This is a genomic window from Christiangramia aestuarii (assembly GCF_009735585.1).
Taxonomy (GTDB): Bacteria; Bacteroidota; Bacteroidia; order Flavobacteriales; family Flavobacteriaceae; genus Christiangramia; species Christiangramia aestuarii.
The window spans coordinates 542,645-562,791 of the sequence record NZ_VJVW01000003.1 but is presented as its reverse complement, the minus strand read 5'-3'; the positions used below and the strand labels follow the sequence as shown (position 1 = coordinate 562,791).

Here is a 20,147-nt window from a genome sequence, read left to right as displayed (position 1 = left end):
AGTGATAGTCCAGGTAACGATAGTTTGTCCAAGTTCAAAGACTTCCGGAGCATCATTGGTGACGACCAAGTCTTCTCCTGCAGTACAGTTATCGTTAACCACTGGCATTTCCAGTGATACCGAACTGGCCTGGCAACTTCCATTATCTGTTTCCACGCTCATCATATCCTGGGCACAGGCAGTAATTACCGGCGCCTGGGTATCGATCACATTGACGATCTGCTCACAACTGCTGCTGTTTCCAGCGGCATCGGTGATGGTCCAGGTCACGATGGTCTGTCCAAGTTCGAAGACTTCCGGAGCATCATTGGTGATAACCAGATCTTCTTCCACAGTACAGTTATCGGTAACTGCTGGCATTTCCAGTGCTACAGAGCTGGCCTGGCAGCTTCCATTATCGGCTTCCACGCTCATCATATCCTGGGCACAGGCAGTAATTACCGGCGCCTGGGTGTCGATCACATTGACGATCTGTTCACAGCTGCTGCTGTTTCCAGCGGCATCGGTGATGGTCCAGGTCACGATGGTCTGTCCAAGTTCGAAGACTTCCGGAGCATCATTGGTGATAACCAGATCTTCTTCCGCAGTACAGTTATCGGTAACTGCTGGCATTTCCAGTGCTACAGAGCTGGCCTGGCAGCTTCCGTTATCTGCTTCCACGCTCATCATATCCTGAGCACAGGCAGTAATCACTGGCGCCTGGGTGTCGATCACATTGACGATCTGCTCACAGCTGCTGCTGTTACCAGCGGCATCGGTGATGGTCCAGGTCACGATGGTCTGTCCAAGTTCGAAAACTTCGGGAGCATCATTAGTGATGACCAGATCTTCTTCTGCAGTACAGTTATCTGTAAACACTGGCATTTCCAGTGCTACAGAGCTGGCCTGGCAGCTTCCATTATCTGCTTCCACGCTCATCATATCCTGAGCACAGGCAGTAATTACCGGCGCCTGGGTATCGATCACGTTGACGATCTGCTCACAGCTGCTGCTGTTTCCAGCGGCATCGGTAATGGTCCAGGTCACGATGGTCTGTCCAAGCTCAAAAACTTCCGGAGCATCATTGGTGATGACCAAATCTTCTTCCGCAGTACAGTTATCAGTAACTGCTGGCATTTCCAGTGCTACAGAGCTGGCCTGGCAACTTCCGTTATCTGCTTCCACGCTCATCATATCCTGGGCACAGGCAGTTATCACCGGTGCTTCAGTATCTATGACGGTTACAGTATAAGTACAGATGCTAATATTACCTGAGGAATCTGTGGCTCTGAAAATAAGGGTAGTTGGCCCCACAGGGAAAATCTCTCCTGAAGCAGGTCCTCCAATTTGTTCAATACTGGCCTCTCCAGAGTTATCTGAAAATTCCGGTAAAGTGAATTCGTAGATCGCCCCGCAAATTCCTTCGTCATTGGAAACCTCATCGGCTTCTGGACAAACGATCTGCGGTCCGCTTTCATCGCTCACAAATACGGTAACGGTTCCGGTATCTTCACCACCATTTCCGTCTGAAACTGTATAGGTGAAAGTATCTTCTCCGGTGAAGTCAGGATCTGGAGTATAGGTGATACTTCCGTCAGGATTAATGCTGGTAGTTCCGTTAGGAGGATCACTTACCTCTATAACCACCAGTTCATCACCGTCTATATCTTTATCGTTCTCCAGAACCGGAATATCCACCGGGGTGTTTTCATTAGTAGTGGCTATATCATTTTCAGTCTCAGGATCATCGTTCACCGGATTAACGGTAACTGAAACCGTAGCGGTACTGGTGTTGCCATCTACATCGATGATGTTATAAGTGAACGAATCTGGTCCATTATAATCTGGATCTGGGATATATTCAAAAATACCATCCTCGATCTCGGTTACTACACCATGCATTGGCTGGGTTGCGATCTCATAATCATCACCATCGCCGCCGTCACCTCCTAAATCATCGTTCAAGGTTACATTCACCTGGTTGCTCAGGCCGCTGGAAGAATCCTCATCAACGCTAAGGCTATCATCGTTCGCCACAGGCACATCATCTACGGAATTCACCGTAATGTTTACTGTCGCGGTATCCACATCTCCATCTACATCTGTAATAGTATAAGTGAATGAGTCTGTTCCGTTGAAATCTGGATTAGGGATATATTCAAATACCCCGTCTGTGATCTCGGTTAGAGTTCCATTTTCAGGTTGGATGGCAATGGTAAAATTATCGTCATCACCACCGTCACCTCCAATATCATCATTGGCTGAAACATCTACCTGATTGGCGATGCCTGCTGTGGAATCTTCATCCACGGTGAGGGAATCGTCATTAGCCACCGGAAGATCATCTACAGAATTCACACTAATGTTCACTGTGGCAGTCACAGGATCACCGTTTACATCGGTAAGATTGTAGGTGAAAGAATCTGTTCCGTTATAATCTGGATCTGGAACGTATTCGAACACACCATCGCTAATTTCTGTAAGGCTTCCGTGTTCCGGCATAGTGGCGATTGAATAATTGTCATCGTCACCACCATCACCACCAATATAATCGTTCAAAGAAACATCTACCTGGTTATCTACTCCAGCGGTTGAGTCTTCATCTACGATCAGGGTGTCATTTTCAGCAACCGGGTTGTCGTTAACTGAGTTTACCGTAATGTTTACCGTAGCTGTGCTTGAATCTCCATTCACATCTGTAAGAGAGTAGGTGAAGGAATCCTCTCCGAAATAATCAGGGTCTGGAATATATTCAAATACTCCGTCGCTGATTTCGGTTACAGTACCATGGGAAGGGGGAGTAGCCAGTGCATAATCATCACCATCGCCGCCATCGCCGCCAATTTCATCATTCACTGAAACATCTACCTGGTTGGCCATTCCTGCACCTGAATCCTCCTCAACACTTAAGTTATCATCCATCGCTACAGGTACATCATTTACCGAGGTCACGGTTATGGAAACTGTCGCAGAATCTGTATCACCATCTATATCGGTTATGGTATAAGTAAATGAATCATCGCCAAAATAATCCGGGTCTGGGATATATTCGAAGATGCCATCGCTAATTTCAGTAAGCGTCCCATGTTCAGGTTGGGTCTTGATGGAGAAATTATCATCATCACCACCGTCACCTCCTATATAGTCATTCTGGGATACATCTATCTGATTATCTATTCCAGCGGTAGAATCTTCATCTACTTCCAGGCTATCATTTTCGGCAACTGGTGCATCATCCACAGGGGTTACATTTACGGTAACCGTAGCTGTAGCTGTTCCTCCATTACCATCAGAAATGGTGTAGGTAAAGCTATCTTCTCCATTATAATCTGGATCTGGTGTATAAGTGATAGTTCCGTCTGGATTAATAGTGGCTGTTCCATTTGTGGGATCAGTAACACTGGTAATGCTTAGTTCATCTCCATCTACATCTGAATCGTTAGCAAGCACATTTATCTTTACTGACTGATCTTCAGGAGTACTGGCAGGATCATTAACAGCTACAGGATCGTCATTAACAGGGGTAACTGTAACCGTCACCGTAGCAGTATCTGTACCACCATTTCCGTCTGATATGGTGTAGGTAAAACTATCTTGCCCGTTAAAATCCTGGTCTGGAGTATATTTTATAGTATTGTCGGCATTGATCACTACAGTTCCATTTTCAGGATCGCTCACTGAAAAAACTTCCAGCTCATCACCATCTGTATCTGTGTCATTAGCCGTTACATCAATATCAATGGCAGTGTCCTCGGGTGTGGTCACAGCATCATTATCAGCTACAGGTGGATCGTTCACGATACCTATGAAAACCTGAACGGTTGCGGTGTCTGTGCCACCGTTCCCGTCTGAAATGGTATAAGTGAAACTGTCCTGGCCGTTATAATCCTGATCTGGAGTATAGGTAATGGTTCCATCAGCATTGATGCTGGTAGTTCCGTTAGCAGGATTACTGGTTCCGGTTATGGTGAGATCATCCCCGTCGATATCTGAATCGTTGTCCAGCACAAGGATCACTACAGCTACATCCTCATCTGTAGATGCGATATCATCTACGGCTACCGGCAAATCATTTATCGGGGTTACTGTAACGTTAACGGTAGCGGTCACTGAATCTCCGTCGGCATCGGTTATGGTATAGGTAAAGGAATCTGAACCATTGAAATTCGGATCTGGTATATATTCAAATACACCGTCTACGATTTCGGTCACAGTTCCATTTGAAGGTGGGCTGGCCAGTGCATAATCGTCTCCATCACCACCATCACCGCGCAACAAATCATTGGCGGAAACGGTAATACGGTTATCAGGTCCGCTTTGAGAATCTTCTTCCACCACCAGGCTGTCGTCCTCGGCAGTCGGGGTATCATTTACCGAATTCACGGTGACAGATACGGTAGCGGTATCACTGTCTCCATCTACATCTGTAATGGTATAGGTGAATGAGTCAGGGCCGTTATAATCAGGGTTTGGAATATATTCAAATACCCCGTCGCTAATTTCGGTCACTGAACCAAAGGAAGGGGGAGTGGCCAGAGCATAGTCATCGCCATCACCACCGTCGCCACCAATGTAGTCATTGGCTGAAACTGTTACCTGATTAGCAGGACCGCTCTGGGAATCCTCGTCTACGGCAAGATTATCATTTACTGCAACGGGCAGATCGTTTACCGAGTTTACGGTAATATTTACTGTGGCGGTATCTGTATCACCATCTACATCTGTAATAGTATAGGTAAAACTATCTGTTCCGTTGAAATCTGGATCGGGAATATACTGGAACACCCCGTCGCTTATCTCGGTCAGGCTACCATTTGATGGAGGAGTTGCTACGGCATAGTCGTCACCGTCACCACCATCGCCCCCAACATCATCATTTGCTGAAACGATCACCTGGTTCTGTACCCCGGCACCGGAATCTTCTTCAACCGTAAGACTATCATCTTCAGCATTAGGAAGATCATTTACCGAGTTTACGGTAATACTTACCGTGGCGGTATCTGTATCCCCATCTACATCTGTGATAGTATAGGTAAAAGAATCTGGTCCGTTATAATCGGGGTCTGGAATATATTCAAATATTCCATCTGATATTTCTGTTATACTTCCGTATAATGGCTGGGTGGCAATTGCAAAGTTATCTGCATCACCGCCATCGCCTCCAATATCATCATTGGCAGCCACGTTCACCTGGTTGGCAGCTCCCGCTCCTGAATCTTCTTCCACGCTAAGCTCATCATTTACTGCTACGGGTAAATCATTTACCGGATTTACAGTAATTGAAACCGTTGCTGTATCTGTATCCCCATCAACATCAGTAATGGTATAGCTGAAAGAATCTGGCCCGTAATAATCGGGATCTGGAACATACTCGAATACACCATCAGAAATCTCAGTAATGCTTCCATTTGATGGCAGGCTGGCGATTGAATAATTATCGGAATCACCGCCATCACCGCCAATATCATCATTAGCAGCTACGTTAACCTGATTGCTCAATCCGGCAGAAGAGTCCTCGGCCACGATAAGGTTATCATCGTTGGCCACAGGAACATCGTTTACTGAGTTTATAGTGATATTTACGGTAGCCGTGGCAGAATCACCGTTTACGTCTGTAATGGTATAGGTGAAACTATCTGTGCCGTTATAATTGGCATCCGGGATGTATTGAAAAATCCCATCGCTCACTTCAGAAACCGATCCATTATCTGGCTGGCTGGTAATTGCAAAGTTATCTGCATCACCGCCATCGCCGCCAATATTATCATTCAGGCTAACATCTACCTGGTTGGCTAAACCGGCTCCGGAATCCTCCTCGACCGTAAGATCATCGTCCATTGCACTGGGCAGGTCGTTCACTGAATTTATGGTAATGTCTACCGTGGCGGTATCACTTCCGCAGTTTCCGTCATCAATTGTATAAGTGAAGGTGTCTGTCCCAAAATAATTCGCATCTGGCGTATAAAGTATCTGGTTATTGGCAGTGATCTCTGCTTTACCATGACCAGGTTCAGAAACCGAGGTAATAGTAATAGGATCATTTTCAAGATCTGTATCGTTAGCCAGGACGTCTATGTTTACAGCTTCGTCTTCATTGGTGGTGGCTGAATCATTATTTGCTTCAGGTTTGGCCTTTAACTGCAGGACGATCTCGGTTCTACCTTCACTAACGCATCCTCCGTCAACAGACACAGCCTGCGCCCAGTAACTAATAGTTCCAGGACTGGAAAGTGTGGGAGAGGTAGTTGTTGTATCTCCAGTTTCTGAAGTATACCAAACCGTACTCACACCCGCTACAGGCTCTATGGCATTATTAGCATCCAGGCTTTGCCCGGTAAAGCATTGAGTGAAATCCCCGGCATTGTAACCCACATTTGTGGAAGGGTTTTCTGGTTGTGACTGGATTATAACTTCGTATTCTGAAATAAGGTCGTTACACCCATAACTGTCATAAGTATAGGTAATAGTATAGATGCCAGGAGCACTTGCAGCTATATCTATTACACCGGTAGTAGAATTTATTGCCAGTCCTCCGGGGGTAGCTGAAAAGCTTCCATTTTGAACCCCTTCAATAGTTGGTTCATAGAATTGACCGTAATTTTCACAAACCGGGTTAGGATCATAAGAGATGATTGCTGCTCCAAAGGTAATATCAATCGGTACCGGCCCAATAAAATCGATAAGCTGGGCATTATCTGAGGTAGAAGTCTTGGTTTTTACCAGTAATGATTCCAGTTCTATTTCATCACAAAACTCTTCTGAAATCCCATTAAAAATACTCGTCATGTTCAGGCCTGCCTCCACAAACAGGTATGCATCATATACAGATGCATTACTACCGGTAAAAGGTCTTCTTACCAGGGTAGTGTTTCCTTTCGCTACTGCATTTGAAGCAATTGTATATTCTACAAACTGGTTATTTCTCCAAATGAAAAACTGTACAGTTGCATCGGAGCCTCCGTTACCGTACTTCACAGAAATCAAAAAGTCTCCTTCACTACGGCCTTTTCCATTCGGGTTAGTAGTAGTGAACTCGTTGGTTGCAGGATTATGAAAAACTTCTCCCTGGAAAAATTCAAAGTCTATATAACTTGTACCATTATTTTTGAGTCGGTCACTACCAACAAATAGCCACTGGTCACCATTTCCATCCCTGGAAATGTGATAAAAGGCAGTACTCATATCGCCTTTTCCGGGGCTGGCACCAGCCTGCTTACTTCTCCAATCGGTAGGATCGTCTGTATATTTAAGACCTCCTACAAAGATATCGTCTGTAGAAGATTCTAGAGGATCTTTTGTAAAGAACGAGGTGTTGGGATCCCTTGCGGTTCCATCCACAGGATTGAAAATATAGTTATTTGTGCCCGTAAGGTAGGTGGTGCCATTCCATTCGGGTGCCCAGTCTATTCCATTAGAAATATCCTTGGCCGTTAAATTCCCGTCAATCTCAAACTGGCCGGGAGGATCCAGGATTGGAATATATTGGTCTTGCTGCTGAGCTACGAGATCGGCAGTTCCAATAATAGTGCATAAAAGTAAGCCTAATAATAAAAGTGACTTACGAATGTTTTGCTGTATAGGGATAGACTTTATTTCCCCCAGCAAACTGTGGATAGTAATTTTCCAAATCATATCAATAATGTTTAGACTATTCAAATAAAAATTCCATCGTCATTTCGGCGATAATGTGATTTGGGGGGGGCAGCAAATATGTGGGGTATCGGCTGGACACAGATATGTAAGAAAGCCATGTATACCGCTTTTGGCGATACTGAAGATTCGGGGGGAATCAAAAAAATATTGTAGGTATTAAACACCGGCAACCAGTGACTGGTTACCATTAGAAGTGGGGGATGACTTTTAATTGGTGTTCTAGGATATAAAATTATTACAAATAAACCGCCCAGCAGATGGAAGTAAAAACTATTAGATGAATTACGGTTTATTGCCGATAAGTAACAGGAAAACAGAAACGTAAGTCTTTGAAATTGAAGGAAATATACTCTTAAAATTTGTTAAGATTGTAGGAAATTTCAAAAATGAATAGGGGAAATCCCGTAGAAATAGCCCTGAAAATTCCATTTTCGTACAGGATCCTTTCGATAAAAAGTTGGGTAGTTATTGGACTACTTTTTCTGCCTAATTTTTTGAAGCCATGTCATAATGCTGTTAAAATCTCCTCTATAAATTTCCAGCCTTTTTTTCTACCTTGATATTTAAACTTGTAAATTGCATGAAACTATCCTTTAGAAATGCAAAAAGACCTTAAAGATTACCGAAAGTCTTATGAAAAAGGGGAATTACTGGAATCTGATATTCCCCGGGACCCTTTTGATTTATTTGAATCCTGGTTTCACCTGGCAGACGAGGCAGATTCTGTAGAGGAGGCCAATGCCATGAGTATTTCCACGGTTGGGAAGGATCTATGGCCCAGGACCAGGGTAGTTTTACTGAAAAGCTTCAGCAGGGAAGGATTCGTTTTCTTTACCAATTATGAATCCCAAAAAGGCAAAGACCTTCAGGAAAACCCAAAATGCTGTATTTCCTTTTTCTGGCCATCACTGGAAAAACAGGTTATTATAACCGGTAAAGTTTCAAAGCTTTCAGAAGAGGAATCTGAGGAATATTTTCATTCCAGGCCCAGGGGAAGCCAGCTGGGAGCGAATGCTTCAAACCAGAGCTCGGTGATCCCGTCCAGGGAATACCTGGAAAACAGGCTACAGGAACTGGAAGACAAGTTCGAAGGCCAGGAAATCCCCAAACCAGATTACTGGGGTGGATATAATATCAAACCAGTAAGATTCGAGTTCTGGCAGGGACGCGAAAGCAGGTTACACGACAGGATTCAGTTTACAAAAGAAGCTCAGAACTGGAATATAGAAAGACTAGCACCTTAAGATATGAAAAGATTAATATTGGTTAGACACGGAAAGTCCTCCTGGGATAATGATCTCCCCGATCATAAACGACCTTTAAAGAAACGCGCCTATAAGGATGCTGAAGTTGTGCTCGATGCCTTTGAGCATTTTTACCAGGGAGGCGCTCAGTTCTGGAGCAGTTATGCCGTTAGAGCGAACACCACTGCAAACCTATTCAAGGAACGGCTAAATGTAAAGGATGAGGATTTTGAGGTAAAAGAAGAGTTATACACCTTTAACCAGAACGAACTTTTGAATTCCATCAGGTCCTATTCCGGAGACCGGGACCAGCTAATTGTATTTGGTCATAATCCTGCCATGACCATCCTGGTGAATTCGCTGGGAGATAAAAAGATCGATAATCTCCCTACCACGGGACTTTGCGTGATAGATTTCGATACGGACTCCTGGCAGGAAATAAGAAAAGGTAAGACCATACTCACCTTATTGCCCAAAAATCTCCGATAGACCCATATGGCCGAAAAACGTTATATAAACAGAGAATTGAGCTGGCTGTCTTTTAATGCCAGAGTTTTACAGGAAGCCGCAGATGAAACCGTACCGCTTATTGAGCGCCTCAGGTTTCTAGGTATATTTTCGAATAATCTTGATGAATTTTTTAAGGTCCGCTATGCCACGGTAAAGCGAATAGATCTTGCCGGGAAAGCGGCCAAGAAAGTACTGGGAGGCATTAAGGCGAACAAATTGCTGGAAGAGATCACCAAAATAGTGATAGACCAGCAATCTGAAAGTCTTAAGATCCTGGAGGATATTCAGTCCAAGCTAAAATCTCACGGGATACATATTATTACCGAGGATGAGGTTACCCGAAACCAGGAAAAATTCATCAAGAACTTTTTCCTGAGCAAGGTAAGCCCGGCACTGGTGACCATCGTATTGAATGACCTTCCCGAAATGCCTTCCTTAAAAGATAGCGCAGCCTACCTGGCTGTGAAAATGGTGATGTCAGAAGAGACCGAGCCTTCCCATGGTATCTCCAAGATCATAAAAAGAGAGGTGAAGGAAAAGAAATATGTTCTTATCGAAATCCCCAGGAATATTGAACGCTTCGTGGTCCTGCCTGAAGAAAATGGAAATCAATATATCATACTGTTAGATGACCTTATAAGGTTTAACCTGAACGTTATCTTCAATATTTTCAAATACGAGAGTCTCTCGGCGCATATGATCAAGATCACCAGGGACGCCGAGCTGGATCTGGATAGTGACCTTAGTAAGAGTTTTATCGAAAAGATCTCAGATAGTGTAAAAGACAGGATCAAAGGTGACCCGGTGAGGTTCGTTTACGACAAGAATATAGATTCAGATACGCTTACGTACCTTATGAACAAGATGGGCATTGATGCTACCGATAGTATCATTCCCGGTGGGCGTTACCATAACCGGCGGGATTATATGGATTTCCCAAGCCTGGGCAGGGAAGACCTGCAATACGAGGTGAGGGAAGCTCTACCCATTCCCGGGCTGATTTTGCAAACCAGTGTTCTAAGTGGTATTGCTGAAAAAGATTACCTGCTCTATACTCCGTACCAGAGTTTTGCCTATGTGGTGAAATTTTTAAGAGAGGCTGCACTGGACCCAAAGGTGAAGACCATAAAGATCACTATTTACAGGCTGGCAAAGATTTCCCATATCGCGAGTTCCCTTATTAACGCGGTTAAGAATGGGAAAAAAGTGACCGTTCAGATAGAACTGAGGGCGAGGTTCGATGAGGTAGCCAACATTCGATATGCCGAACAAATGCAGGAAGAAGGAGTGAATCTTATCTTCGGGGTTCGAGGCTTGAAGGTTCATTGTAAGACCTGTGTGATTGAAAGGGAAGAGGAAGGAAAACTTAAAAGATATGGTTTTATTAGTACCGGTAACTTTAATGAAAGTACCTCCAGGGTATATACCGATTATACGCTTTTCACTGCCGATCCCGATATTTTGAAAGAAGTGAATATGGTTTTCGATTTCTTCGAAACAAACTATAAGGTTAATAAATACAAGCATCTTATCGTTTCCCCACATTATACCCGTAATGTGATCTATAATCTAATTCAGAACGAGATAGATAATGCTAAAAACGGGAAACCGGCCGGTATCAGATTAAAACTGAACAGCCTTTCAGATAATGGCGTGATAGACAAACTTTACATGGCGAGTAAAGCCGGGGTGAAGGTAAAACTTCTGGTGAGAGGAATTTGCTGCCTCGTGCCGGGAGTGGAAGGTCTTAGCGAAAATATCGAAGCGATAAGCATAGTGGATAAGTTCCTGGAACATCCCAGGGTCTATATTTTCGAAAATAACGGGGATAGAAGGGTTTATATATCTTCAGCCGATTTTATGACACGAAACCTTGACCAGCGGGTAGAAATTTCCTGCCCCATCTATGATGAGGATATCAAACAGGAGCTCATAGAAACCTTTGACATTAGTTGGAACGATAATGTGAAAGCGAGGATGCATTGCCGCGGAATGGAAAACCCGTATCGAGAAAGTGAAGGGGAAAAAATAAGGTCCCAGTTCGCCCTTTATGATTACTATTTAAGAAAAACAGATATTCAGGAATAATGATAAAGCAAAGAACATACGCTGCTATAGATATTGGTTCGAATGCCGTTAGACTTCTGGTTTCTACCATTACTGAAAAAGAGGGGATGGAAACCAGTTTCAGGAAGACCTCCCTGGTTCGGGTGCCAATCCGTCTGGGAGCCGATGTGTTCCTTAAAAAGAAGGTTTCAGAAAAGAACCGAGACAGGGTGATAGACACCATGCATGCCTTCAGTCTCTTAATGAAATCTCATGGAGTAGAGAAGTATAAGGCCTACGCGACATCGGCCATGCGTGAAGCGACCAATGCCGTGGAGATCGCCAGGACCGTAAAAGAAAATTCCGGAATAGAGATCGAGGTTATCGATGGTAGCCACGAAGCGGCGATCATTGCAGCGACCGACCTGCATGCGCTTATAGAGAACGATCATAATTACCTTTATGTAGATGTGGGTGGGGGTAGTACTGAATATACCATGTACAGCAACGGGAAAACCGTTGCTTCAAGATCCTTCAAAGTTGGTACAGTGAGAATGATGGAAGATCTCGTGGAACACAAAACCTGGGAAGAAATGCGCGACTGGGTGAAAGAAGTTACCCGCGATTTTAATGAAATAGATCTGATAGGTTCCGGTGGGAACATTAATAATATCTTTAAGACTAGCGGGAAAAAGGATGGAAAGCCCTTAAGCCTGAAATACCTGAAGGATTACGATGAAAAACTTAATTCGTACACCTACGAGGAAAGGATCACCGAACTGGATCTGAAAAATGACCGGGCAGATGTAATTATCCCCGCGTCCAAGATCTACGTGAATTCCATGAAGTGGGCCAAGGCGAACTGGATCTATGTTCCAAAGATAGGTCTTGCCGATGGGATCATTAAATCCCTGTATAACGATTCAAAAAGGAAAAAGAAAGCTTAGCCGTGAATGCTTTCTTCCTTGCCGAGGTCTTTCATGATCTCGGCTTCGTATTCCAGTAGGTCCTGCCATTTCTGGTCTACTTCTTCCCGGTTTTCGCCAAATTTCCTGGCGAATTTAAGGAACATAGTATAATGGTTAGCCTCGCTAACCATAAGGTCCCTGTAGAATTTTGCCAGTTCCTGGTCTTTCAGCTCCTCAGAAAGCAACCTGAAACGTTCACAGCTTCTCGCCTCAATTAGTCCCGCGATAAGTAGCCTGTGCACCAGCTGGGTTGCCCGGCTGCCTCCTTTGGGAAAGAAGTTCCTGAGTTTGATCACGTATTCGTCCTTACGGTCCCAACCCATTTTATAGCCTCTTTCCAGGATCTTGTCGTGAACCATCTTAAAATGGCCCATTTCTTCCCGGGTCAGGGCGGTCATGGCCGTTACCAACTCTGAATATTCCGGGTAGGTGACAATAAGCGAGATGGCGGTAGAAGCCGCTTTTTGTTCGCAATAAGCATGGTCTACCAGGATATCTTCTATATTCTTCTCAGCGATATCTGCCCATCTTGGATCTGTGGGTAACTTAAGTCCTAACATAATTATACGTCTAGATCGAAGGTTGCTCTTAATTTATCTAATAAAGGATTGGCTTCCTTTAATTTCTCATATTTTTCCTGTGGCGTAAAGGCGTATTTTTTCGAGATCGTTTCATTTACATTGATCTTCAGGCTAATATGTGTGTTCCTGAGTTTTGCCTTTAAATAGGTCATCAGCCTGTTTTCTTCCCTTTCCAGGTCTATCTTCATGGTTTCGTTAGGGAAGGTAACATGGATCTCCTTGCCTTTTAAAGTTGGCACCTGGGACTCGAAGATCGAAGCCAGGATCTTTTCTCCTTTATCTTTAAGGCGTTCGGTGTATTTCTTCCATTCGGTAACCATATCCTCCTCGGTGAAGTGGTCGTCCATCACCTTTTCGGTTGGCATCATGGCCTTCTGTTTTTCGGCTAGTTCTTTTTTCTTGCCGATGCTCTTAAGGGATAATCCGGAAACTTTCTCTCTTTTTATTTCAGGAAGTCCGTTTTTAGAAGATTCTGTTTTCTTTTTTTCAACGGCAGGCTTTACAGCCGTGGTCGTGGTTTCTGTAGAAACCGTGGTATTGCTTCCATGATTACCAGATGGGAATAGGCTCTCACCTGAAAACTCCTCATTTTCCTGACTTATTTCAGAAACTTCCGACTCTGGCGCAGGTTCTTCGTTTACTGGTTCTGTTTCTGCAGCTGCCTGAGGTACTTCCCCTGCCGGGCTCTCTTCAGAATAATATTGTTTTTCTTCTTCTTTGGCGCAGGATTCCGTGGCTGTTTTTTCAGTAGGCAGTTTGGCTTCTTCAGCAGGAGAGGAGGTATCGTGTTCGTTCTCCCTAACGAGTTCCTTTTTCTCTCTAGGTATACTTACTGCTTCCTGCTCGAAATTTGCCGCAGGAACTATCTTTTTAGCTTCAGGCTTTTTTTTTTCTTGACCGAAGGTGATCGATGCTAGTTGCATCAAGCAAAGCTCCACCAGTAATCTCTGGTTGTGGCTGGTCTTGTATTTAAGATCACAGGCGTTGGCCAGTTCAATAGCCTCCAGAAGGAATTGATGGGAAGTCTTTTGAGACTGTTCAAAATACTTTGCCTTGGTTTGTTCACCAACTTCCAGTAGCGCAATGGTCTTCTGGTCCTTGCACACCATAAGGTCCCTGAAGTGGGAGGCAAGGCCGGCAATAAAATGATGACCGTCGAAACCGCTGGAAAGTATATCGTTATAAGTAACCAGTAATTGAGGAATATTGTTTTCAAGGATAAGATCGGTTACCTGCATATATGTGTCGTAATCGAGCACGTTCAGGTTTTCGGTAACCGCCTGCCTGGTAAGGTTATTTCCGCTGAAACTTACCACCCGGTCATAGATGGATAAGGCATCCCTCATAGCACCATCGGCCTTTTGGGCAATGATATGCAGGGCATCATCTTCAGCATTCACTCCTTCCTGTTCAGCGATATAGGCCAGGTAATTCTTCGCATCGGTAACAGTGATGCGTTTAAAATCAAAGATCTGGCAACGTGAAAGTATGGTAGGAATGATCTTGTGCTTTTCTGTGGTGGCCAGAATAAAGATCGCATGTTTTGGCGGTTCTTCCAGGGTCTTAAGAAAAGCGTTGAAGGCAGATTGTGACAACATATGTACCTCATCGATAATATATACCTTGTAGTTTCCTACCTGTGGAGGGATCCTGACCTGGTCTATAAGATTCCTGATGTCATCTACCGAGTTGTTCGAGGCCGCATCCAGTTCAAAAATATTAAAAGCGAAATCCTCGTCTGGGTCCTGGGTTTCCTTCTGATTGATCATTTTTGCAAGAATACGAGCACAGGTGGTCTTTCCAACTCCACGCGGCCCGGTAAAAAGCAGAGCCTGGGCCAGGTGATTGTTCTGTATGGCATTGGCCAGGGTATTGGTGATTGCCTGTTGTCCTACCACATCCTTGAAAGTTTGTGGCCTGTATTTTCTTGCTGATACTACAAAATGCTCCATCAAAAAGTATTGAACTACAAATATAAAAATCACAGGCCTAAAGTCCAGTGCAGCCAGTCTTATTTATGAACAAATGCGGGAAGAAATCAACAGAAATTAACTTACATTTGCCCCAGAAGCAGGCCGCCTTATCGTTCCGACATTTTTTCGGAGAGGAAAGTCCGGACACCACAGGGCAGTATAGTGGGTAACGCCCACCGGTCGTGAGATCAGGACCAGTGCAACAGAAAGGATGTACAGGTTAAGCTGTAGTGAAATCAGGTAAACTCTATACGGTGCAATGCCATGTATACCGGTATTTAAGGATCGCCCGTCCGTTGCCGGAGGGTAGGCAGCTAAAGAATAGTGGCAACGCTATTTTCAGATAAATGATAAGGAGCCCGATCAGTTATCGGGTGACAGAATCCGGCTTACAGGCCTGCTTTTTTTTTTCTTCTTCTTTTTGATAGACCCGAACATAATCTACCAGGAATTTTTGTGGAAAAATTTCGGGATCTACTTCTCCCGCCCAGTTTCCACCAAGGGCAAGATTCAATATCAGGTAAAATGGTTTCCGGAAGGGATTTCTTTCCTGCCCGGCCTCGTCGATTTCGAATTCATGATAAACCTTGTTGTCTACCAGGAACTCGATTTTATCATCGTTCCATTCAAGTGAGTAGATATGGAATTCAGCCGCAATATTTTCAAGTTCAAAAGTTCCACCATCGGCTTTTATTCCGGCATGGTTATCCCAGGGGTAGTGCACCGTGCCATGAATTTCATTGGGTTCGACCCCAACAAATTCCATGATATCGATCTCCCCGGCCAGGGGATATTCTATTTCCTCAAAATTCGCTCCCAGCATCCAGATCGCCGGCCAAACCCCATTTCCCCGGGGCAGTTTAGCTCGAACGTCTATGCGACCATACCTGAATTCGAATTTGCCCTGGGTGTGAATGCTGCCGGAAGTATAATCTGAAGTGGCGGTGTTATACCTGTAGTTCCTTATTTCAGGATCAAAGCGTTTGTTCCTGAACTTCTCTCTGTGAGCTACCAGTTCCAGGTTTCCGTTCTTAACCCTTACATTTTTGTTTCTCCGGGTATAGATTTGTTTTTCCAGGTTCCTGATGAAGCCGGTTTCATAACTCCATTTTTCAGGATCTGGTTTTCCCGAATAATTGAATTCATCACTCCAAATAAGCTTATAATTCTGCGCCACCATCATCTGGAAATTGATAAGAATTAAAAAGAGGGAAAATATAAGGGAGGACTTCATCCTTAGTTAGCCGAAACAATACTGTTGGCCCAAACAATTGCTTCTTCTTCGTGGTTAAAAAGCTCGTAGGGAACCGGGGAGAAATTCTTTTCAAAATTGGCGGTTTTCAACCGGTCAAGATTTTCACTTACCACCGCAATAGCCTTTAATCGATTAGTTCTTACCAGGTCTATATAAACTACGGGATTTACGTTGTAATTGTTCTTCCGGTTGGTGATATAGGCAAAGTTACGGTCACCAAAATGCTCTGTACAGATCTTCCTGAGCTCTTCTACGTGCTCCTGTTCAACTACCATATCTTCCTTGACCGTAGAAACGACTACCGAATCATAGAAAATAAGTAATGCGAAGCTAAGCTCGATTTTTTTAGTAACCTTGGTCATAATCGAATATAGGGATTATTCGAAGAAACTAAAAACTGAATTTCCGTATTTCCTGCTTTCCGTAAAGTGTTCCAGGTCTGAAAGGTCGGTGTGTTTAGAATGCTCTATGATGAGTTGTCCATCTTCTTTTAGAAGCTGGTTGGCGAAAACCAGTTCCGGAATTCTGGCGAAATCTTCCTTTTTAATATCGTATGGAGGATCTGCAAATATGATATCGGCTTTTACCGGCGCTTTGGCAAGGTATTTAAAGACATCGCTTTTTATGGTGGTAATAGGAAATTCGAGTTCGGCAGAGGTCTTTTTTATGAATTTCACACAATCGTAGTTCGCGTCTACCGCGGTAATGGTCTCAGCTCCTCGGGCGGCGAATTCATAAGAGATATTTCCGGTCCCTGAGAACAGGTCTAATACCGAAACAGAAGAAATATGATAATAATTATTCAAGATATTGAATAATGCTTCCTTGGCTACATCTGTGGTGGGCCTTACCGGAAGTTTCGCCGGTGCGGTGATTCTTCTTCCTTTATGTGATCCTGAGATGATTCGCATTATAATGATTTAATTAGGAGGTATTCTGAAAGTTCATCTTCCGGTTTAGCCTTTTCAGTAAAGCTGAAGGGGTGGAAAGGCCCCATAAATGTAATGTTTTTGATATAATCCCAGGCCATTTTATATTCCTCGCTATCCCTGGAGATATCTCCCATCAATACCAGTTCGAATTTTTCGGGATTCAGGTTTAGCTGTTCAGCGGTGAAAAGCAGGTAGTATAGAAAATCTTCCTTGGTATCGAATTCAAAAGAATTGGCAAAAATAAGCTTTGCATTTTCAATGATGACCAGCTCATAAGAATTGCGATGGGCATGCAGGTATAATTTCGGACCCGAGGTTTCTTTAGGAAATTTCAGCAGGGAGTCAATTAAAACACTCAGGCTATGCCTGTATTCGAATTCCCCGTATTTATCAAAAAAGTAATTAGAGATATTGGTATATGGAATGTATACATTCACCATCTCTTCGTTGATTTGATCGAAGGCGATAAAATCGGTCTTCAGGATCCTGGTATTGAACTTTAGGTAGCTAGCAGCCTGCTCCTCATCGAATAGTTCTGCCGGCACCAGGCTGAAGAGTGAATTGTTATAAATAACCGTCACTTCGTTCACCGGCTGGTTTAGCTCGTCTTCCTGCTCATAGGTGAGCTCGATCTTGGCCAGGAGCTTTATGGGGTCCAGCTGTTTGTCGAAATCTATTTTTTTGAAATAACAGATCTCGTTCTCATCCTGGTTTAGGATACAAAAAGAAAGTCCATTCAGGCTCACCTGAATGGACATCTTTTTATAGGAGTTTTCTTTATTATTCGTTGTCACCATAAACTTTTGGCCAGTTACCGCTGGTATTGACCTCGCTCATAGAACCTACGCTGATATATCTTCCGTTCACATCGTCTACAGACTGGATCTCGTTTTCCTGAAGAACCAAAGTTCTGTCCTGATCTGCAAGGATTTTAGCTTTAGCAACTTTTACTTCGAAAACAGGGATTTGTGATTCACCTTTAGTGATAGTTCCTGCTTCAAGATCAAAAGTGCCATCAACACCTTCAATTGGAATATTCATCATGGTACGGTATCTTTCCTCGTTACCTTTGAACAATGAATCTTTTACGGGTACGAATCCAAGAGTATCGATAACTACACTTTCTATATACTGGTCTACACCATAAGTTTTCTTGTATTCCTCATCAAGATAAGTTGTATCTCTACGTTGAGTAATAGCGAACTCTGCAGTATCAAGGAATTTTACCAGGCTATCCCAGTCTCCCTGAAATTTTCCAGTTACCTCTTTATGCGCTAATTCAGAAGATCTGATATCCTTAAGGTTCTTGATAACCTTAGCGTATCTTTTTTCTTTTATTTTGTTGAATTGGATCGGTTCGTAAACCGCGTTGAAAGTAAGATATGCCAGGAAGATAATCACCAACCAAAGAAGTATCTGTATTACAAATCTCATGCTTTAAAAGTTTATGTTTTAATTTGAAGGTTATTGGTTACACGCAAATCTACAACTTTTTTTTATTCGGAAAAGTTTCTGTCATAAAAATCCCTTCTTATCTTTGAGATTTTATGCCCTCTATATGGAAAAACCCACCCCTAATTCCTTCTTCAAATTACTCCTTAAAGACCTTGGATTCACAGCAACCGATAAGCAGGATGTTGCCCTGCAGATGTTGTCTGAATTCGTGGTGAATGGAGGGAAGGACAGGTTGTTTCTATTGCGGGGATTCGCCGGTACGGGTAAGACCACTATTATAAGTACGCTGGTAAAGAACCTTTGGAAGATCAGGAAATCTGGGGTTCTTTTGGCTCCCACGGGCCGGGCGGCCAAGGTGATCTCTAATTACTCCAATAAAGAGGCCTTTACCATACATAAAAAAATATATTTTCCGAAGAAATCCAGCGGAGGCGGGGTACAATTTACCTTACAGCCTAACAAGCACAAGAATACCCTCTTCATCGTTGATGAAGCCTCGATGATTTCAGATGACGGAGGTAATTCAAAATTGTTTGAAAATGGATCGCTATTAGATGACCTTATTCAATATGTCTATCAGGGGCATAATTGCCAGTTGATATTGATAGGAGATACTGCCCAGTTACCACCGGTGAAGATGGATCTTAGCCCTGCACTTGAAGAGCAGAAGCTCGAGATGAATTATGATAAACAGGTGTCTTTTATAGAGCTGGATGAAGTTGTAAGACAAAGTGAAGAAAGCGATATTCTGCATAATGCAACCCTTATCAGGGAAAGTCTTCAGGAGGGTTTCTACGAAAGCTTCCAGTTCGAACTTTCCGGAAATGCAGATGTGGTAAGGCTTACCGATGGGTACGAGATCATGGATGCCATTCAGGATTCTTATGGCCAGAACGGGCATGAAGATACCAGTATCATTGTGAGGTCAAACAAGCGTGCCAATATGTATAACCAGCAGATAAGGTCCCGAATCCTTTTCCAGGAAGAGGAGATTTCGGCGGGTGATTACCTTATGGTGGTGAAGAATAATTATTTCTGGGTGAAGCCTACCAGTGAGGCTGGTTTTATCGCCAATGGGGATATCGTGAAAATTCTGGAAATATTCGGGTTCAAGGATCTTTATGGTTTCCGCTTTGCGGAAGTGCAGGTGCAGATGGTAGATTATCCTAAAATGAGACCTTTTGAAACGGTGATCATGCTGGACACACTTACCAGTAATACCCCATCTTTAACCTACGAAGAATCTAATAAATTATATGAGGAAGTTAAAAAGGACTATGCAAATGAGCGGTCTAAGTACAAGCAGTTCATGAACATAAAGAACAATAAATACTTCAATGCCCTGCAGATCAAATTTTCTTATGCCATTACCTGCCATAAATCCCAGGGTGGACAATGGAAGAATGTTTTTATAGAGCAACCATACCTGCCTAACGGCGTAGGAAAGGAATACCTTAGGTGGTTATATACTGCAGTAACCCGGGCACAGGATAAATTATACCTTATCGGGTTTGGGGACGATTTCTTCAAACCTAACTAATCATTACTTTT

12 protein-coding genes, 1 other RNA gene and 1 pseudogene are annotated in these 20,147 nt (G+C 43.5%); 6 read left to right on the top strand and 8 right to left on the bottom strand.

The annotated features are described in order from the left end of the window. On the bottom strand, positions 1–7,611 hold a 7,611-nt coding region (locus FLP08_RS10450), incomplete at its 3' end, for an Ig-like domain-containing protein (RefSeq protein ID WP_156276648.1). A gap of 620 nt (positions 7,612–8,231) precedes the next feature. On the opposite strand from FLP08_RS10450, the gene pdxH reads away from it, so the two are divergent. From pdxH to FLP08_RS10430, 4 genes are read left to right on the top strand one after another with little or no spacing between them, the layout of a single operon-like run. Further along, the gene (gene pdxH, locus FLP08_RS10445; protein WP_156276646.1) at positions 8,232–8,876 is read left to right on the top strand and encodes a pyridoxamine 5'-phosphate oxidase; all 645 of its coding nucleotides are present in this window, start codon (positions 8,232–8,234) and stop codon (positions 8,874–8,876) included. Positions 8,877–8,879: 3 nt separating this feature from the next. Continuing rightward, complete coding sequence (locus FLP08_RS10440; protein WP_156276644.1) at positions 8,880–9,365, top strand: SixA phosphatase family protein; 486 nt, start codon at positions 8,880–8,882, stop codon at positions 9,363–9,365. 6 nt (positions 9,366–9,371) lie between these two features. Beyond that, entirely contained in the window at positions 9,372–11,474 is a 2,103-nt protein-coding gene (gene ppk1 / locus FLP08_RS10435) for a polyphosphate kinase 1 (protein ID WP_156276642.1), read from the top strand. After that, on the top strand, positions 11,474–12,379 hold the full coding sequence (locus tag FLP08_RS10430) for a Ppx/GppA phosphatase family protein (RefSeq protein ID WP_156276640.1): 906 nt from the start codon (positions 11,474–11,476) through the stop codon (positions 12,377–12,379). Before ppk1 ends, FLP08_RS10430 begins: the two co-directional genes overlap by 1 nt. Here FLP08_RS10430 and FLP08_RS10425 read toward each other — a convergent pair. Both FLP08_RS10425 and FLP08_RS10420 read right to left on the bottom strand, forming a co-directional pair. After that, positions 12,376–12,960 carry a MiaE family protein gene (locus FLP08_RS10425; protein WP_156276638.1) on the bottom strand — a complete coding sequence of 195 codons (585 nt, stop codon included), beginning with the start codon at positions 12,958–12,960 and terminating at the stop codon, positions 12,376–12,378. The genes FLP08_RS10430 and FLP08_RS10425 overlap by 4 nt on opposite strands. 2 nt (positions 12,961–12,962) lie before the next feature. Beyond that, positions 12,963–14,933 carry a DNA polymerase III subunit gamma/tau gene (locus tag FLP08_RS10420; protein WP_156276636.1) on the bottom strand — a complete coding sequence of 657 codons (1,971 nt, stop codon included), beginning with the start codon at positions 14,931–14,933 and terminating at the stop codon, positions 12,963–12,965. A gap of 115 nt (positions 14,934–15,048) precedes the next feature. Between FLP08_RS10420 and rnpB the strand changes: the two genes are divergently transcribed. Beyond that, positions 15,049–15,362: RNase P RNA component class A (gene rnpB, locus FLP08_RS10415), an RNA gene on the top strand. Between the two features lie 31 nt (positions 15,363–15,393). On the opposite strand, the pseudogene FLP08_RS10410 reads toward rnpB, so the two are convergent. The 5 genes and pseudogenes from FLP08_RS10410 to FLP08_RS10390 all read right to left on the bottom strand — a co-directional run. Then, a pseudogene (locus tag FLP08_RS10410) lies at positions 15,394–16,134 on the bottom strand (glycoside hydrolase family 16 protein); the annotation flags it as partial. A gap of 56 nt (positions 16,135–16,190) precedes the next feature. After that, on the bottom strand, positions 16,191–16,571 hold the full coding sequence (locus tag FLP08_RS10405) for a hypothetical protein (protein ID WP_156276634.1): 381 nt from the start codon (positions 16,569–16,571) through the stop codon (positions 16,191–16,193). Positions 16,572–16,586: 15 nt separating this feature from the next. Beyond that, positions 16,587–17,120: an RsmD family RNA methyltransferase gene (locus tag FLP08_RS10400; RefSeq protein WP_156276632.1), complete on the bottom strand. Its 534-nt coding sequence runs from the start codon at positions 17,118–17,120 to the stop codon at positions 16,587–16,589. Further along, the gene (locus FLP08_RS10395) at positions 17,120–17,938 is read right to left on the bottom strand and encodes a DUF3822 family protein (RefSeq protein WP_156276630.1); all 819 of its coding nucleotides are present in this window, start codon (positions 17,936–17,938) and stop codon (positions 17,120–17,122) included. The genes FLP08_RS10400 and FLP08_RS10395 overlap by 1 nt, the downstream gene beginning before the upstream one ends. Further along, positions 17,922–18,575, bottom strand: coding sequence for a hypothetical protein (locus FLP08_RS10390; protein ID WP_156276628.1), 654 nt, complete (start codon positions 18,573–18,575; stop codon positions 17,922–17,924). The genes FLP08_RS10395 and FLP08_RS10390 overlap by 17 nt, the downstream gene beginning before the upstream one ends. Positions 18,576–18,699: 124 nt before the next feature. On the opposite strand from FLP08_RS10390, the gene FLP08_RS10385 reads away from it, so the two are divergent. After that, on the top strand, positions 18,700–20,136 hold the full coding sequence (locus tag FLP08_RS10385) for an ATP-dependent DNA helicase (protein WP_156276683.1): 1,437 nt from the start codon (positions 18,700–18,702) through the stop codon (positions 20,134–20,136). Positions 20,137–20,147 lie beyond the last annotated feature (11 nt).

Excerpts from the sequence above, each read along its gene's own strand:
- FLP08_RS10420 (WP_156276636.1), bottom strand. The coding sequence starts at position 14,933 with ATGGAGCATTTTGTAGTATCAGCAAGAAAATACAGGCCACAAACTTTC.
- FLP08_RS10405 (WP_156276634.1), bottom strand. The coding sequence starts at position 16,571 with ATGACCAAGGTTACTAAAAAAATCGAGCTTAGCTTCGCATTACTTATT.
- FLP08_RS10440 (WP_156276644.1), top strand. The coding sequence starts at position 8,880 with ATGAAAAGATTAATATTGGTTAGACACGGAAAGTCCTCCTGGGATAAT.
- FLP08_RS10390 (WP_156276628.1), bottom strand. The coding sequence starts at position 18,575 with ATGAGATTTGTAATACAGATACTTCTTTGGTTGGTGATTATCTTCCTG.
- FLP08_RS10385 (WP_156276683.1), top strand. The coding sequence starts at position 18,700 with ATGGAAAAACCCACCCCTAATTCCTTCTTCAAATTACTCCTTAAAGAC.
- pdxH (WP_156276646.1), top strand. The coding sequence starts at position 8,232 with ATGCAAAAAGACCTTAAAGATTACCGAAAGTCTTATGAAAAAGGGGAA.
- ppk1 (WP_156276642.1), top strand. The coding sequence starts at position 9,372 with ATGGCCGAAAAACGTTATATAAACAGAGAATTGAGCTGGCTGTCTTTT.
- FLP08_RS10400 (WP_156276632.1), bottom strand. The coding sequence starts at position 17,120 with ATGCGAATCATCTCAGGATCACATAAAGGAAGAAGAATCACCGCACCG.
- FLP08_RS10425 (WP_156276638.1), bottom strand. The coding sequence starts at position 12,960 with ATGTTAGGACTTAAGTTACCCACAGATCCAAGATGGGCAGATATCGCT.
- FLP08_RS10430 (WP_156276640.1), top strand. The coding sequence starts at position 11,474 with ATGATAAAGCAAAGAACATACGCTGCTATAGATATTGGTTCGAATGCC.
- FLP08_RS10395 (WP_156276630.1), bottom strand. The coding sequence starts at position 17,938 with ATGGTGACAACGAATAATAAAGAAAACTCCTATAAAAAGATGTCCATT.